This window comes from Amycolatopsis sp. NPDC049253, assembly GCF_040678995.1.
GTDB lineage: Bacteria > Actinomycetota > Actinomycetes > Mycobacteriales > Pseudonocardiaceae > Amycolatopsis.
The window spans coordinates 42,618-58,302 of record NZ_JBFAQX010000001.1; the positions used below are offsets into that span (position 1 = coordinate 42,618).

Here is a 15,685-nt window from a genome sequence, read left to right on the forward strand (position 1 = left end):
GATGCGTGCCCAGCACGCAGTTCGCGTACGTCGGCTTCGAGCTGGCGAAATGGGACTACGTCGGTGTCAACGACGGGGAATACCTGTACCGGTGCAGCTTCAACGGCTGGAATCAGGGCACTGTCACCTGCAAACCCAAGGCGTGAATTCCATTCGCTTTCAACCTTCGAAGGGAGGTGAAGGGAATGCAGGAAAACACGACCGCCGTGGACGCGGTGGAGGAGCTGCAGGTCGAGGAGCTGGTGGAAACCACCGCGGCCGGCACCGCCTTCTGCATCGGCAGCGCGGGCTGCCCGTCCAGTGCCGGCACGGCGTCCAGCTTCGGCTGAGCAGTCCCACACCACTGATCCACGAACCTGAGGAGATCGAGATGAACGAGTTCGACAACCAGGTCGAGCAGGCGTTCGCCGAGGACATCACGGTGGAGGAGCTCGGCGAGGTCGCCGGCGCCGGTACCACCAACACCGGCGGCACCATCAGCTCCACCACCTGCCCGGCGTGCATCGGCACCGCCTTCAGCTGGTCCTGAGAGGAAAACGGTCATGGACATGCAGGAAACGCAGGACTTCACCGAGGAACTGACCGTCGAAGAGCTGTCCGACGCCACCGGCGCCGGCTGGTGCGTCGGGTCGGCCGGCACGTTCGGCTGCCCCTCCAGCGCCGGCAGCTACGGCACCGTCAGCTCGCACTGACGCACTGATCTGAGCAGGGAGGAAAAGCAATGAACGAGGAAATCTTCGAGCCGGCCACGACCGAGCTCACCATCGAGCAGCTTTCCGACGCGCAGGCCGGCAGCTTCTGCCTCGGCAGCGTGGGCACCGCGGGGTGCCCGAGCTCGGCGGGCACGGTCGGCACCGCGAGCTCGAGCTGACAATCCCCCAGGACATCCGCGGCGAAACGAACCTCTGAAGGGAGGTTGTCATGGAGAACGTTACCACGCAGGCTCCGCAGGTCGAGGAGCTCGTGATCGAGGAGCTCGCCGAGGCCGGTGCCAGCAACTGCTTCGGAACGGCGGGCAGCATCGGCTGCCCGGTGTGCTTCGGCACGTACGGCTGCGCCACCTGATCCAGGCGAGCGAGGTCAGCTATTCCACCCACATCGCGTGGTCGCCGTCGAAAAATGATTCATGAATGGCGGCGACCACGCGGTGCGGGAAAACACGTGCTTGCGAAAGGACTGGGGGATGTCGGAAATCGTCCAGCGGTTGTGGCGGCACTTCGCACGCCAGGAGCCGTTCGGAATGCAGGCTCCGGATTTCTTCGCGGAGCTGGTGGAACAGGCGCCGGTGGTGCGCTTCGACGGAATGTGGGTCATTTCCGGTTACGAGCTGGTGACCCGCCTGTGCACCCACCCCGGCTTCCCCATGGCGGCGCCCGTCTTCACCGACGCGGTCCACCGAGATAACCCACAGTTTGTTCACTTCTTCGGCAGCACCATGTCGGTGCGGGCCGCCGAGGAGCACACGCGGCTACGCAGTGTGCTCACGGGGGCGTTTTCCGGCCGTCGGCTGGCCGGTCTGCGCGACCGCATCGACGACTTGGTGGCCGATCTGCTGGCGGAACCCCTGCGTCGCGGCGAGGCCGAGTTCGTCTCCGAGCTGGCGACACCGCTGCCGGCTGCCGTCACCGCCGTGCTGCTGGGCGTGCCACCCGCCGACCGCGACTTCGTCACGGCGCGAGCCACCGGGATGATGAGCCAGCTCGCGGCCGGTTTCCTCACCGAGTCGCACCCCGAGGCGGGGACCCCGATCACCGCCGCCGAGTTCGCCGAGCTGCGCGACTACGTCGCCGGGTTGCTGGCTCGGCGCCGCGCCGAGCCGGCCGAAGACCTGATCGGGCACCTGGCCCAGGCGCAGGAGGCGGGCAAACTCACCGCCGACGAAGCCGTGGACATGGTGCTGCTGCTGTTCATGACCGGCCTCGACACCGTCACGGCCGCGCTGGCCAACACGCTCGTCGTGCTGTCCGAGAAGCCCGACGTCGCCGCGGCGCTGGCCGCCGACCCGGCGTGCGGCGACCGCGTGTTCGCCGAGGCCATCCGCCTGCGCACACCGGTCGCGTTCGGCTCGCGCCAGGTCGCAAACGACCTGTCCGTCGGCAAGCTGGACTTCAAGGCCGGCGACACCGTGATCCTCGCCTTCGCCGCGGCCAACCTCGACCCGCGCAAGTTCGACGCGCCGCTCGAGTTCCGCTGGGACCGGCCGATGACCGGCAACGTCGCGTTCGGCCACGGCAGTTACTACTGCCTCGGCAGCGCGCTGGCCGCGATGACCGCGCAGTCGCTGCTGACCGCGGTGCACGACCGCCTGCCGACCCCGCGCCGTCCGCCGGCCGAGCTGCCCTGGCGTGCGTCGCTGGCCTTCCCGACGCCGCGCGTGCTGCCGGTTACCTTCGCGCCCGCGCTGGCGGAAAGCGGTGCCCGGTGAGCACGCGCTACCGGTCTCGCGCCGGAGCCGAGTTCCGCCAGGTCGAGGAGTCCGACTGCGGTGCGGCCTGTCTCGGCATCCTGCTCGCCGGGTTCGGCAAGTACCTGTCGTGGCCGATCCTCTCGCAGGCCTGCGGTGGTGGCCGCGACGGCATCAGCGCCGCGACGCTCGCGCGGCGCGGCCAGCAGTTCGGCCTGACGGTGAGCGCCAAGCGCGTGCGCCTTTCCGGCGCCGAGGCCGACGTCGCGACGCTGCGCGGGCTGGCCGCGCCCGGCGTGGTCTTCGTGGACAACCGGCACTTCGCGGTGCTGGAACGCGTCGGTCGCGGCGGCAAGGTGCGCCTGCACGACCCCGCAGCCGGGCGGCACGCGCTGTCGATCGACGAGTTCCGCGAGCGGTTTTCCGGGCTGTACCTGGGTTTCCGGCCGGGTGCCGGGTTCGAGCCGAGTGGTGCGCCGCAGCGGGTGCTGCCGCGCGCGTTGCGATGGCTGGGGGCCGGCCTGCCGGTGGTCCTCGGCGCGGTGGTGGCCGGGGTGGTCACGGCCGGGCTGACCGTGGTGGCCGCGCTGCTGGCCCGATCGCTGGTCACGGCGACGGCCGGGCCCGGGGCGACGTGGTGGCTGGCCGCGGTGGCCGTCGGTGTCGCCTTGGCGGGGTGGGCGCAGCAGCGGCTGGTTTCGGCCGCGTTGCTGCGCACCTCGCTGCGGCGCTCCACGGACCTCGTCGGGCACCTGCTGCGGTTGCCCGGCAGCTACTTCCACCGCCGCTTCACCGGCGGCGTCGCGGCGCGGGTGCAGATCGCCGACACGATCGCGCAGCAGCTGACCACGGTGGTGCTGCCGGTCGCGGTGAGCCTGGCCGCCGTCGTCGCGCTGCTCGCGGTGCTGGCCGTGCTCGCTCCGCCGGCCGCGGCGCTGCTGGCCGGGAGCACGGTGCTGACCGCGCTGGTCGTGCGGTTCGGCCGGCGGTCGGGGACCGAGCGGCAGTCGGCGCTGATGGTCGAACAGTCGGCGCGCGACGGACTCTCGCTCAACGTGCTGTCGGCCATCGACACGGTGAAGGCCGAGGGCAGCGGGCGCCAGGCGTTCGGCCGCTGGTCTTCGGCGCAGCGCAAGGTGCTGGCCGCGCAACGGCGGGCGGCGCTGGGCGAGCACGGGATCGGGCTGGCCGTCACGGCGCTGCACGCACTGGGGTACGCCGCCTGTCTCGCGCTGACCGCGCTGGTCGCGCCCGGCGAGGTGATCACCGTCGCCGTGCTGGCCGGGGTGTGGCAACTGCACGCGGGCGGGCTCGTCACGGGTCTGCACCGGATCGGCGGCCTGCGCAGCAGCTTCGCCGCGTACGACGACGTGGCCGGCGCGGAGACCGATCCGTCCGATGTGGACGAACCGGTCGCGGTCGGGCCGGGCCGGGTCACGGTGCGCGGACTGCGTTACGGCTACGACACCAACACCGACCCGCTGCTGGTTTCGCTCGACCTCGACGTGCCGCCCGGCAGCCGGATGACGCTGGTCGGCCCGAGCGGCTGCGGCAAGTCGACGCTGGCGAAGCTGCTGGCCGGGCTCGTGCGGCCGTGGTCGGGCGTGGCCCTGGTCGACGGGCGGCGCAGCGCGGACCTGCCGCCGTCGGTGCGGCCGTTCCTGGTCGGCTACGTGCCGCAGCGGCCGGCGTTCTTCGAAGGCACCGTGCGCGAGAACCTGGAGCTCGGCACCACGCTCCCGGACGACGCCATCGCCGCCGCGCTCGACGACGCCCAGCTCGCCGAGATGATCGAGCTGCGCGGCGGGATCGACGCGGCGCAGGTCAGCCAGCAGGCCCGCAACTTCTCCGGCGGCGAACGCCAGCGCTTGGCCCTGGCCCGCGCGCTCGCCCGCAACCCGCGCGTCCTCGTGCTCGACGAGGCGACCAGCGCGGTCGAAACCGCGCTGGCCGCCCGCATCGACGCCGCCCTGCGCACCCGCGGCACCACCACGGTCGTCGTGGCCCACCGCCTTTCCGAAGTTCGCGGCGACGACACGGTCGTGTTGCTGGATCAGGGCGCCGTGCGTGTCTACGGCACCCACGACGACCTGCTCGCCCACTCCCGCGGCTACCGCGACATCGCGGAGGCGGCCGGATGACCACCACCTTGCCCACCGGGAAAACCCGTTCGTGGTTCGAGGAAACCGGCGCGACGGCGGCGTCGCTGAGGCAGGCCGTCGCCGGCCGGACCAAGCCCGAAGCGGCCGGACCGCAGCCGATCGACGACGGTGCCGTCGATGCTGCTGCTCCCGCGCCTGCCGCCGTCGGCAAGCCGGAGCCCGTCTTGCCTCGCAAGGCCACCGCCGTCCTGCCCCACGACGGCAGCACCGGTCGCCACCTGCTGTCCTTCGCCGTGCGCGGCCAGCGGGCCCGGCTCGTGGTGAGCGCCGTGGTCGGGTTGCTGGCGACGGTGTTCGGGTTCGTCGTGCCACTGGCCGGGATGGTGCTCGCGATCGCGATCGCCGCGGACAACCGCGATGCCCTGCCGTACCTGGCCGGCGCGTTGGTCGGGCTGCTCGCGTTGCAGCTGCTGACCACCGCCGTCGTCGAACGGGGGCTGCTGACCTTGACCGACGGGGCGCAGGACCGCCTCGAGTCGGCGATCTGGCAGCGCCTGCTGAGCTTGCCCGCGACGTTCTTCCGCGACTACTCGCTGCGCCGCCTCATGGGTTTCTCCGGTGGGGTCGGCCAGCTGCGCGGGCTGCTCGGCAGTGGCGGCCTCACGGCGGCGCTGCACGCGGTGTTCGCGCTGGTGGCGATCGCATTGCTGGCGCTGCTGGACCCGTGGCTGGCCGTCGCGGCGGTCGGGATCTTCGGGCTCGTGCTCGGGGCGATGCTGTGGCTTTCCGTGCGCCAGCAGCGGCACGACACCGAGGTGCTGTCCGCCGTGGACGACGTGCAGGCGGCGGTCTACCCGGCGATGCTCGGCATCGACGACGTGCGGGCGTTCGGCGCGCAGTCCTATGTGGTCGGTCGCTGGAGCAAGGCGTTCCGCTCGCAGAAGCGGTCCGACGACGCCGGCCTGCGCTACGCGGAGATCGCCGGCGCATTGGCTGTCGCCTGTTACCCGGCGCTGCTCGCGGTGCTGCTGCCGATGGCGTCGGGCCTGGGGTTCACCGGGCAGTGGACCGTGGTGATGGTCGCAATGACGCTCAACCTCACCGCCACCCGGCTGCAGAGCGCGCTCGTCGGCCTGTTCGCCATCGGCCCGGTGCACGCCCGCCTCACGCCGGTGCTGACCACCCGGCCCGAGACGCCCGCTCGCCCGACTCCGCTGCCGGCCGCGCGGGGTGCGGTGGAGCTGTGCGACGTGAGCTTCCGCTACCCGGGCCAGACCCGTGACCTGCTCACGGACATCTCCCTGCGCATCGAGCCGGGCGAGTTCGTGGCGCTGATCGGCGCGTCGGGGGCGGGCAAGTCGACGCTGCTGCGCCTGATGCTCGGCCTCGACCGGACCGAGCGCGGCAGCGTGCTGGTCGACGGCGTCGACGTGAACACCTGCGACGTCGACGAGCTGCGCACGCGGATCGGTTACGTCGCCCAGGACGCGACGCTCATGCGCGGCACGCTCGCCGAGGTCATCTGCGGTGCGGCGGACGAGGTGGACCTCGACCTCGCGCGGCGGGCGGCCGAGCAAGCGCAGCTGGGCGACGTCGTCGCGGCCTTGCCGATGGGCCTGCACACGCAGGTCACCGACGGGGAGAGCGGCCTGTCCGGCGGCCAGGTGCAACGCCTGCTGCTGGCCCGTGCCCTGGCCAAACGGCCCGCCGTGCTGCTGCTCGACGAGGCCACGAGCGCACTCGACGCCGCCGCGCAGGAGCTGGTGCGGCGCGCGGTCGACGACCTGCGGCTGACCCGGGTGGTGGTGGCCCACCGGCTCTCCACCATCCGCTCGGCCGACCGGATCGCCGTGCTGGAGCACGGACGCATCGCCGACCTCGGCACCTTCGCCGAGCTGTCCGGCCATTCGACGGCTTTCGCCCGGCTGGTGGGCAGCGCCCGCCGGCTCGACTGAGGGGACAACCATGACGAAGAGCATCAATCGGATCACGAGGTTCAACCGGTCGCTGCGGGTGCTGACCGTGCCCGGCGACGCGGTGTACCTCACGAGTGAGCGCACCACGCAGACCCGGCTGGCCGGCGCGCTCGTCGAGCAACTGGCCCCGCTGCTGGTCGACGGGCAGCACAGCCGCGAAAGCATCAAGCAGGCGCTGGCGGAGGCCGACCCGGCGCGCATCGACGTGGCGCTGGACCGACTGCGCCGCAGCGGCTACGTCGTGGAGGTGGACCCCGAGGTCGACCCGCGCGTCGGCGGTTACTGGGAAGCGTCCGGTGTGGACGGTGACGACGCGGTGCGCCGCCTGGCCGGAGCGGACGTGCGGGTGCTGGCCGCGGGCGACGTCGACGCGGCCGGGTTCACCGAGGCGCTGGCGGCGCTCGGCACCGGCGTCACGACGGATCCCGACGCGCCGGCCGGGTTCACCGTCGTCCTCACCGACGACTACCTGCGGCCCGAGCTCGCCGAGTGGGGCACGAAGTTCCACGCGGCCGGCACGCCGTGGCTGCCGGTGAAGCCGGTCGGCAGCATGATCTGGGTCGGCCCGGTCTTCGAACCCGGGGTGACGGGTTGCTACGAATGCCTGCGCGTGCGGCTGTCCAACAAGAACGTGCTGGCCAGCTACCTGCGCCAGCGCGGCGTGCTCGACAGCCCGGCGCTGGTCAACTCCGTGACCGGCACCGGCGTCACGCAGGACCTGGCCCACCGCCTCGCCGCGCTGCACGTGGGCAAGTGGCTCACCGGCGCGTTCGCCGCGGGCCGGGCCGCGATGCCGGCACCCCCGGGCGGGGTCGCCGCGCAGTACGGCACGCCGTGGCAGTCCGAGGTCATCACGCTCGACACGGTCAGCCTTACGCAGGAGCACCACCCGTTCCAGCGCCGGCCGCAGTGCCCGCTGTGCGGGGAGCCGGACCTGCAGGCCGACCGCATGGCGGCGCCGGTGCGGCTCGCGCCGCGCCCGCGCATGGCGAACAGCGACGGTGGTTACCGGTCGAGCCCGCCGGAGCAGTTCGTGGCGCGCTACGAGCACCTGATCAGCCCGGTCACGGGCCCGATCAGCAACCTCGTGAAGGTGCCGCTGGAGGTCGAGGGCCTGCACACCTACACCGCGGGCCAGAACTTCGCGATTCCCATGGCCAACGCCAACGACCTGCGCGCCGGCCTGCGCAGCTGCAGTGCGGGCAAGGGCATGAGCGACGCGCAGGCCAAGGCGTCGGCCGTCGGCGAGGCGATCGAGCGCTACTCCGGGCTGTTCCACGGTGACGAAGCCCGCCGCACCGCGCGGCTCGTCGACCTCGACCCGGCCGAGGTGATCCACCCCAACGAGCTGCACCTCTACAGCGAAGCGCAGTTCCGTGACCGCAAGGAGTGGAACTCGCGCCCGTCGCACTTCCACTGGGTCGCCGACGAGCTCGACCCGCAGGCCGAGATCGAGTGGTCGCCGGTGTGGTCGCTGACCGGGCAGCGCACCAAGCTGTTCCCGACCTCAGGCTTGTATTTCGCTTACCACAACCCGAAAACCCCGTTTCAGGCCGGCGCGAACTCCAACGGCTGCGCGGCGGGCACGAGCCTCGAGGACGCGATCCTGCAGGGCTTCATGGAGCTGGTGGAGCGCGACACCGTGGCGATGTGGTGGTACCACCGCCTGCGCCGCCCCGCGATCGACCTGTCGACGTTCGACGTGCCGTACTTCGCGCAGTGGCAGCAGCGCTACGACGAACTGGAGCGCGACACCTGGGTGCTGGACCTGACCAACGACCTGGGCATTCCGTCCGTGGCCGCGGTTTCCGTGCGCCGCGACAAGCCCGCGCAGGACATCCTGTTCGCCCTCGGCGCGCACTTCGACGTGGAGGTGGCGATCGGGCGGGCGCTGTCGGAGATGAACCAGTTCCTGCCGGCCGTGATCGGCATGAAGGCCGACGGTTCGGGTTCCTACGCCTACAACGACCCGGACCAGCTGCACTGGTGGCGCAACGCGACCGTGGAGAACCAGCCGTACGTGCTCCCGGCCGAAGGCGCCTTGCGCACCCGCGCCGACTTCGAGCGCTACGAAAGCGCCGACGTGCGGGAAGACGTGCTGCGCGCCGAGCGGGCCGTCGCCGAGCGCGGGATGGAAATGCTGGTGCTGGACCAGACCCGGGTGGACATCGGCCTGCCCGTGGTGCGCGTGCTGGTGCCGGGGATGCGGCACTTCTGGCCCCGTTTCGCGCCCGGCCGGCTCTTCGACGTGCCGCGCGAACTGGGCTGGATCGATGAAACGCCGTCCGAAGCCGACCTCAACCCGATTGCGATGTTCCTATGACCACGCTCGAACGCACCGCCGAGTACACCGTCACCTTCCGCCGCGACGTCGCCGTGCTGACCAAGGACGACCAGGTCCTGCTCGGGCTGGCCGACCGCGCGGGTTACCGCCTGCGCGGCGTCGGCGCCCCGATGCTGGCGGCCCTGGAACAGGTCCGTGCCGGCCTGCACACCGAGGACGAGCTGGCCGCCGAGCACCCGGCCTCGCCGGTCGCGACCGTGCTGACGAAGGTGGAACCCTTCCTGGCCACGGGTTTCCGGCTGCGGGGTGAGCGCGTGGCCGTGCTGGAGCGCACCGGCGTGACCGGGCTGCGGCCCGAGCCGCCGGAGCTGGCCGGCGCGTGGCTGCGGCTGGGCAAGTTCAGCCTGCTGCGCCGGCGCGGCGGCGAGCTGGTGGTGGAGTCGCCGCTGAGCAAGTACCGCGCGGTGCTGCTCGACGCGACGCTGGCCGGCGCCGTGGCGGCGCTCGCCGTGGCGCGGCCAACGTCGGAAGTGGACACCGAGTGGTGGCCGGTGCTGGCCGCGCTGGCGGGCGCGGGCTTCCTCGACGTCGGCGCCGACGGCGAGTTCCCCGTCGACTCCGACGACGTGCTGCGCCAGTGGGACGTGCACGACCTGTACTTCCACAGCCGCAGCCGGATCGGCCGCACCGACGAGGCGTTCGGCGGCCGGTTCCCGTACGTCGGCGAGATCGAGCCGCTGCCCGCGGTGCGCCCGGCGCCGGAAGGCCCCCGCACGGAGCTGTTCCGCCCGTCCTTCGACGCCGTGCGCGCCGCTGACCAGGGGCTGCAGGAGACGATCGAGGCCCGCCAGTCCATCCGCACCTACGGCGAGGAGCCCATCACCGTCGAGCAGCTGGGCGAGTTCCTCTACCGCACGGCCCGCGTGCGCGGCACGTACGGCCCGCGGCCCGAGGCGCGGATGCCGTACGAGGGTTCGAGCCGCCCGTACCCCTGCGGTGGCGCGGGGTACGAGCTCGAGCTGTACGTCACCGTCCGCCGGTGCCAGGGCCTGGAGCCCGGCATCTACCACTACGACGCCGGCGACCACGTGCTGCGGCTGATCAACACCGAAGCCGAAGCACGCGACGGGCTGCTTCGCGTGGCGACGCTGTCGACGGGCGGCCAGGCCGTGCCGGACGTGCTGGTCACCATGACGTCGCGGTTCCAGCGCCTCGCGTGGAAGTACCAGTCGATCGCCTACGCGGTCACGCTCAAGCACGCCGGCGCGCTGTACCAGACCATGTACCTGGTGGCCACGGCGATGGGCCTGGCCGGCTGCGGTCTCGGCAGCGGTGACGCGGACGCGGCGGCCCGCGCGTTCGGGCTGGACTACCTGAAGGAGTCGTCGGTCGGCGAGTTCATCCTGGGCAGCGCCCCGGCCGAGCTGCCCGCCCCGGTGAGCGGTGACGGCGCGCTCGACTGGCAGGCCGGCAATGACCCGGGCTGGCAGGCCGAGGCACTCGCCGCACGGAGGCGGTGAGGTCGTGTCCGAGCTGCTCGTCTCCCGGATCTGCGGCCTGCCCGCCGGCGTGCTCGACGGTCTGCGTGCCCCGGAGACCGTCGCCCTGCTGGAGGAGGCCGAGTCCGCCGCCGCGCGCAAAACCGCGCTGGCGGAACCGGTTTGCGATGCGTTGCACGCCGTGATCGGCCGCGACGAGCTGTCGCGCGAGCAGCGGCGCGGGCTGATCCGGCTTCGTCGGAGCGTGTTCAACGACCGCTTCGACGAAGCCGGCGTCAGGCTCGCGCGGGAGGTGCTGGCCGCGGACGACGCGGACCGGCTCGGTGAGTGGCACCAGCTGCTGGTGCGCGAGCGGGAGCTGCTGGAGAAGGCGACGCGGGCGCTCGGCGCGGAGCTGGCTTCGGCGCAGCACGCCGTGGCTTCGGCCCTGCGCACCCGGCACGTGCTGGCCGGGCTGGCGCTGGCGAGCCCGGAGTTCGTCACGGCGTTCACCGACCGCGCCGAGCTCGGCAAACCCGGTGGCCGGCTGAGCCGCAGCGCGGTGTCGTACCTGGTGCGGACCACGTTGAAGCCGAGTCCGTTCGGCGCGTTGACGACCGTCGGCGTCGGGGACTTCGGTGGCGCGGTCGACCCGGGCGCGGGGTGCCGGCTGGTGAGCTCCTCGCGCGTCGCGGCGCGGCTCGCGTACACGGCGCTGGAAGACGACCCGCTGGTGGTGCCCAATGTGGACACTCGCCTGGTCGGCGCGGAGTGGCTGGCCGCGCTGCCCGTGCACCTGATGCGCCACGGCGTGTACTTCCGCGAGGACGAGGTCACCGCGCTGGCCGGGCCGGTGCCGCTCGACCCGCGACCGCGGCGGCTGCGTGAGCTGGCCGCGGAGCTGGGCTGCGCCGTCGACGACGTGCGCCGGCTCGTGGACCAGGGGTTGCTGCTGGTGAGCCCGCCGTGGCGGCTCGACGAACCTCGGCACTTCACCTCGTGGGGCCGTCCTTCGCTGGCCGAGGCCGAGAAGGTCGTGGCCGGTAGCGCGGACGGGCGTCGCCGGGCTGACGCCGTGCTCGCGTTGCGCGGCCGGCTACGAACCGTGCTGGTGGAACGCGATCCGGCGCGCGCCGGCTGGCTCGACGGGCTGGGGCTGGTGCACGAAACCGTCGCGCACGGCCCGGAGCCGGAGACCGCTCCGCCGGCCTGGGTGGCGGGGGAGCTCGACCGGCTCGACGGCCTGCTGGGCGCCACCGCGCGGCCGCGCGCCGGGTACTATGACCTCGTCCGGTTTTTCCTGCACCACTTCGAGCTTGGCGGCGTCGCCGACCTGGCCGAGTTCGCGTTCCGCGCGGTGCGGGACCTGGACCCGATGGTGTGGCTTTCGCGCTGCGCCGTGCCCGAACCCGACGTACGCGACATCGTCGGCCCGAGTATCGGCCGTCCGGCGCACTCGGTGTTCTGGCAGGTCGCGGGTGATGCGCTGGTGGTCAACCAGGTGCACCCGGGTTACCTCGGCGCCGTCTCGCGCTGGGCCGGCGTGCCTGGCCTGGCCGCGCGGGTCGAGGCGGCGGTGACTTCGTTGCACGAGAAGCGTTTCCCGGGGTGCGCGGTGTACCAGGTGACCGCGCACGCCGACTGGACGGACACGCAGCGGCCGGCCGTGCGTTCGGCGCCGTGGCTGGCGTGGGGTGCCGAACGGCCGTGGGCCGGGCCGGGTGGCGTGTCGATCGACGGGTTCCGCGTGCGCCACGACCTGGCCACGGGGACGTTGGAGGTGCTCGACCCGGCCGGGCGGCCGGCCGCGTTGAGCTACCTCGGCGCCGTGCCCGCGCACCTGCTGCGCGGGGTGGCGCGCGTGTTGCAGCTGCTGTCGGATCCGTGGCTGTCGCTGGGCCCGTGGACTCCGGTGCCGGGTGCGGGGTTCCGTGAGCGCGTGACCGACGGACGGCTGGTCCTGCGCCGCGCCCGCTGGACGCTGCCGGCGTCGGCGCTGCCCGCCGTCGCCGGCGGACCCGATGTGGACTTCCTCCGCGCCGGCCGGATGTTCCTGGCCGAGCACGGTTTGCCCGAGCAGGTGTTCGTCCGCGGTCTGGCCGCGAGCGGGGTGCCGCAGGGGAAACCACAGTGGCTCAGCTTCGCCCACCCGCTTGCGGCGTGGACGGCGTTGAAAGGCCTGGCCGGCGCGGAGGAGCTCGAACTCACGGAGGCGCTGCCCGCGGCCGGCGCGGGCGTCGGGCGCGTGACCGAGTTCCTGACGGTGGTGACCCATGCTTGAGACCTTGCTGCGCCCCGACTGGCGTTACTGGCGCGTGTACGTCCCGGACCTGCCGTCCGTGACGCGGCTGCTGACCGAGGTGGTGCGGCCGGTGGTCACTCAACATCCGTTGCGCCGTTGGTTTTTCCTGCAGTACATGGACATGTCGGGCCTCCAGCTGCGCGTTCGGGTTCAGGCGCAGCCGGATGCCGGCGCCGTGGTCGAAGCCGACTTGGACCGCCGCTTCGCCGAACGCGGCAGCGAGGTCGTGAAGCGCTGGTACGAGCCCGAGCTGGCGAAGTTCCGCGGCCCCGACGGCGTGGAGTTCGCCGAGCGCGTGGCCCACCTGGGCAGCGACACCGCGCTGGAGCTGTTGCCCGGCCGCGCTTCCGCCCATCGCATCACGCAGGCCGCGGCCCACACCGCCGCGATCGTCGAGGGCCTGCCCGCCGACCAGCAGGTGAGCTTCCTGCACCAGTACGCCTGGTACTGGTCGGGCCGCGGCGCCCGCACCGTCGCCTGGCGCCCGGCCGCGGCCACCGCCCGCCCGGACGACCCGGCCGCGGTTCGCCAGGCGGGCCGGCTGTTCGAGAACGTGACGCGCGAACTGGCCACCGACCGCGTCGGCAAGCCCCTGCGCCGCTACGCCGAGCGCTTTTGGACGGAGTACCGCGAATCGGCACGGCGGGTTTCGCCGTATCGGGCGGCATTCCAGCACGTCCACCTCATGAACAACCGGCTCGGCGCAGTTCCCGGAGAGGAGGCCCAAATCGCGCGGTTGTTGTGGGTGCAGCGATTGCGTAGCATCGGTAATTGATCGGGTAATCCGATAAACAACAGTTGGGGAGAAATACCATGGACTCAGGCTCCAGCGGCGTTGCCGGCGGCATCGGCGACCCGGACGACGACCACCCGAACCCTGTCGGCGACGCCGTGGTCAGCGGCGTGCGCACCGTCCTCGGCAAGCTCGGCCCGGCAGGCAAGAAAGCCGCCGACCAGTTGCCGAAGAAAAAGGACAAGTAAAGTCGCGATTATTCCGGCATCGTGATTGTGGGGGAGAAGGGGAATTCCGCACCCCGCCGGAAACTCCTCGGTGCCGCGGGAATCGACGAATGGCGCACGGAGAGCGATCCCGGTGATCGCTCTCCGTGCGAATCAGAAGCTGATGTTGCCGTGTACGTCTCGCGTCTGGACGACCTTGGCCCCTTCGGCCACGGTGCCCACGTGGTTCGTCACGCCGCCGCCGCGGGCGTCTTGGTGCACCTCGAACTCGGCGCGCAAGGCGGCCGCGAACGAGGAATCCGAAAGGCTCGCGGCGTCGAGCCGTTCGGCGAGCGCTTGAACCGTCTCCGGCTTCTCGGGGGTGGCCGCTTCGAGGGTGGCGACCGCCTTCTTGTCCCCGGAGAACTTGCGCTTCACCAGGTCGTACAAGCCGGTGGCCGCCTTCGTGGCCAACGCGGTGGCCACGGCGGTGAGAATCGGCTCTGGCATCTGCCCCTCCCTCGGATCGATGTCGGCTTCACCGTACTCACTTCGTCCTGGCCGCGATCCAATCCGCGATCACGTCCACGCGCGACGTCGTCTCGACGGTCGCGTGGGGGCAGTCCGGGCCGGTCGTCTCCACGGAGATGAGCTGACCGCCGCTGCCGGAGGGCACGAAGTAGGGCGCGCCCGAGTCGTAGACGCACGCGCTGGTGGTGGGCGAAGGCGCGACGCCGCGGACGCCGACGGTAGTGCTGCCCACCGAGGCGATCTGCACGGTGCCCTGTTGCAGCTTCGACGACGGCACGGGGTTCTTCGCCGTGTGGCTGCCCCAGCCCGCGAGGGTCAGGCGCTGTCCGGCGGCCGGGATCAGGCGGTTCACGGTCAGGGGCGTGATGTTCGGGACCGCGCTGTCGAGTTGCACGAGCGCGACGTCGTTCTCCGCGGACTGCAGCACCTGCGTGGCTTTGCGGGTGACGCCCGCCTCCTTCGCTTCGTCGACCAGGCCGAGCGTGACGGTGGTCGGGTACGGCACCGGGCCGGACACGCGGTTGCGCTGCGCGTCGTGGAAGCAGTGGCCGGTCGTGATGATCCACGTGGGCGCGACGAGGGAGCCCGAGCAGAAGCTCGTGTACGTGCTCCCGTCCGGGCGCGGGATGCTCGCCATGGTCAGCTTGGCCGTGAAGCCGTACTGGCCCGGGGCCACGTCGGACCCGTCGGCGACGGCCAGGGCCGGGCCGGCGGTGAGGAGGGGCAGGAGGGCTGCTGCGGTGAGTGCGGCGCGGACGCGCATTCTTTCCCTTCGTCGGGCCACCGGCGGGGCGCCGATGATCGGCCCTCAACGCTATCCAGCTACTTCCGGGTCAGGAATTCCCTTGTCGGGCGAAAGAAAACGGGCCCCGCGACCTGTGCGCGGAGCCCGTCTTCTGGTATCTGGGCGTCAGTGGGTCTGCGACAGCACCCAGTCGGCGATCACGTCGACGCGCGAGGTCGTCTCCAGCTGGTCGTGGGGGCAATCGGGGCCTTCCGACTCGACGGCCACGATCCGGCCGCCGCGGCCGGAAGCCACGAAGTACGGCGCGCCCGAGTCGTAGAGGCAGGCGCTGGTGTCGGCGGCCGGCGCGACGCCGTGCACGCCCAGGGTGGTGGCCGCGACCTCGCCGACCGCCACGGTGCCCTGCTGCAGCTTCATCGACGGTGCCGCGTCCACCGAGCTCAGCGCGCCCCAGCCGGCGAGTGTCAGCTGCTGCCCGACCGTGGGCTCGGAGCGGCTCACCTTCAGCGGCGTGATCCCGCGGACCGGCCTGTCGAGCTTCGCGAGGGCGATGTCGTTGGTACCGGCCTGGACCACGTCGGTGACCTGGCGCGTCACGCCGAGCTTGCCGCGCTGCACGGTCGTGCCGAGCAGCACCGAAGTCGGGTACGGCACGGGGCCGGAGATCGGGTTGCGGTTCACGTCGTGGAAGCAGTGCCCGGCGGTGAGGATCCACTGCGGCGCGACGAGGGCGCCGGAACAGCCGCTGTCGTAGTGCGTGCCGTCGGGCCGCGGGATGTTCGTCATCGTGAGCTTCGCGGCGAACTCGAACCGGCCCTGCGGCACGTCGGACCCGTTGGCGACGGCCGACGCGGGCACGGCGGTGGCGAGCGCGGCTCCGAGCGTGAGCAGGGCCGCGGAAAGAATCGCGCGAACGCGCATGTC

17 protein-coding genes are annotated in these 15,685 nt (G+C 72.0%); 14 read left to right on the forward strand and 3 right to left on the reverse strand.

What is annotated here, in order from left to right; all coding sequences use genetic code 11:
• The first annotated feature begins 5 nt into the window (after window positions 1–5).
• The 14 genes from AB0K15_RS00240 to AB0K15_RS00305 all read left to right on the forward strand — a co-directional run bounded on the left by AB0K15_RS00240 (window position 6) and on the right by AB0K15_RS00305 (window position 13,527).
• Complete coding sequence (locus AB0K15_RS00240; protein WP_364043473.1) at window positions 6–146, forward strand: hypothetical protein; 141 nt, start codon at window positions 6–8, stop codon at window positions 144–146.
• Window positions 147–185: 39 nt separating this feature from the next.
• Window positions 186–329, forward strand: a complete 144-nt coding sequence (locus AB0K15_RS00245) for a thiocillin family RiPP (protein WP_220245456.1) — start codon at window positions 186–188, stop codon at window positions 327–329.
• Window positions 330–370: 41 nt separating this feature from the next.
• On the forward strand, window positions 371–529 hold the full coding sequence (locus AB0K15_RS00250; RefSeq protein ID WP_285971290.1) for a RiPP peptide: 159 nt from the start codon (window positions 371–373) through the stop codon (window positions 527–529).
• A gap of 13 nt (window positions 530–542) precedes the next feature.
• On the forward strand, window positions 543–692 hold the full coding sequence (locus AB0K15_RS00255) for a thiocillin family RiPP (protein WP_364043477.1): 150 nt from the start codon (window positions 543–545) through the stop codon (window positions 690–692).
• A 29-nt stretch (window positions 693–721) separates the two neighbouring features.
• A complete protein-coding gene (locus AB0K15_RS00260; RefSeq protein WP_220245459.1) occupies window positions 722–871 on the forward strand; it encodes a thiocillin family RiPP in 150 nt (49 codons plus the stop codon).
• A gap of 50 nt (window positions 872–921) precedes the next feature.
• The gene (locus AB0K15_RS00265; protein ID WP_364043481.1) at window positions 922–1,065 is read left to right on the forward strand and encodes a hypothetical protein; all 144 of its coding nucleotides are present in this window, start codon (window positions 922–924) and stop codon (window positions 1,063–1,065) included.
• 118 nt (window positions 1,066–1,183) lie between these two features.
• Window positions 1,184–2,425, forward strand: coding sequence for a cytochrome P450 (locus tag AB0K15_RS00270; protein WP_364043484.1), 1,242 nt, complete (start codon window positions 1,184–1,186; stop codon window positions 2,423–2,425).
• Entirely contained in the window at window positions 2,422–4,545 is a 2,124-nt protein-coding gene (locus tag AB0K15_RS00275; RefSeq protein WP_364043487.1) for an ATP-binding cassette domain-containing protein, read from the forward strand. Before AB0K15_RS00270 ends, AB0K15_RS00275 begins: the two co-directional genes overlap by 4 nt.
• Complete coding sequence (locus tag AB0K15_RS00280; RefSeq protein WP_364043490.1) at window positions 4,542–6,461, forward strand: ATP-binding cassette domain-containing protein; 1,920 nt, start codon at window positions 4,542–4,544, stop codon at window positions 6,459–6,461. The genes AB0K15_RS00275 and AB0K15_RS00280 overlap by 4 nt, the downstream gene beginning before the upstream one ends.
• Window positions 6,462–6,471: 10 nt before the next feature.
• Window positions 6,472–8,805 (forward strand): TOMM precursor leader peptide-binding protein, encoded by a 2,334-nt coding sequence (locus AB0K15_RS00285; protein WP_364043493.1) that lies wholly within the window; start codon window positions 6,472–6,474, stop codon window positions 8,803–8,805.
• On the forward strand, window positions 8,802–10,286 hold the full coding sequence (locus AB0K15_RS00290; protein ID WP_364043496.1) for a SagB family peptide dehydrogenase: 1,485 nt from the start codon (window positions 8,802–8,804) through the stop codon (window positions 10,284–10,286). Before AB0K15_RS00285 ends, AB0K15_RS00290 begins: the two co-directional genes overlap by 4 nt.
• A gap of 4 nt (window positions 10,287–10,290) precedes the next feature.
• Window positions 10,291–12,525: a hypothetical protein gene (locus tag AB0K15_RS00295; RefSeq protein WP_364043499.1), complete on the forward strand. Its 2,235-nt coding sequence runs from the start codon at window positions 10,291–10,293 to the stop codon at window positions 12,523–12,525.
• Entirely contained in the window at window positions 12,518–13,321 is an 804-nt protein-coding gene (locus AB0K15_RS00300) for a thiopeptide-type bacteriocin biosynthesis protein (RefSeq protein WP_364043502.1), read from the forward strand. Before AB0K15_RS00295 ends, AB0K15_RS00300 begins: the two co-directional genes overlap by 8 nt.
• A gap of 38 nt (window positions 13,322–13,359) precedes the next feature.
• Window positions 13,360–13,527: a hypothetical protein gene (locus AB0K15_RS00305; RefSeq protein ID WP_364043505.1), complete on the forward strand. Its 168-nt coding sequence runs from the start codon at window positions 13,360–13,362 to the stop codon at window positions 13,525–13,527.
• Window positions 13,528–13,659: 132 nt separating this feature from the next.
• Here the strand turns inward: AB0K15_RS00305 and AB0K15_RS00310 are convergent, their stop codons facing one another.
• From AB0K15_RS00310 to AB0K15_RS00320, 3 genes are all read right to left on the reverse strand, one after another.
• A complete protein-coding gene (locus tag AB0K15_RS00310; RefSeq protein WP_364043508.1) occupies window positions 13,660–13,995 on the reverse strand; it encodes a hypothetical protein in 336 nt (111 codons plus the stop codon).
• A gap of 37 nt (window positions 13,996–14,032) precedes the next feature.
• Complete coding sequence (locus AB0K15_RS00315) at window positions 14,033–14,779, reverse strand: trypsin-like serine protease (protein ID WP_364043511.1); 747 nt, start codon at window positions 14,777–14,779, stop codon at window positions 14,033–14,035.
• 147 nt (window positions 14,780–14,926) lie between these two features.
• Complete coding sequence (locus AB0K15_RS00320; RefSeq protein WP_364043514.1) at window positions 14,927–15,682, reverse strand: trypsin-like serine protease; 756 nt, start codon at window positions 15,680–15,682, stop codon at window positions 14,927–14,929.
• Window positions 15,683–15,685 lie beyond the last annotated feature (3 nt).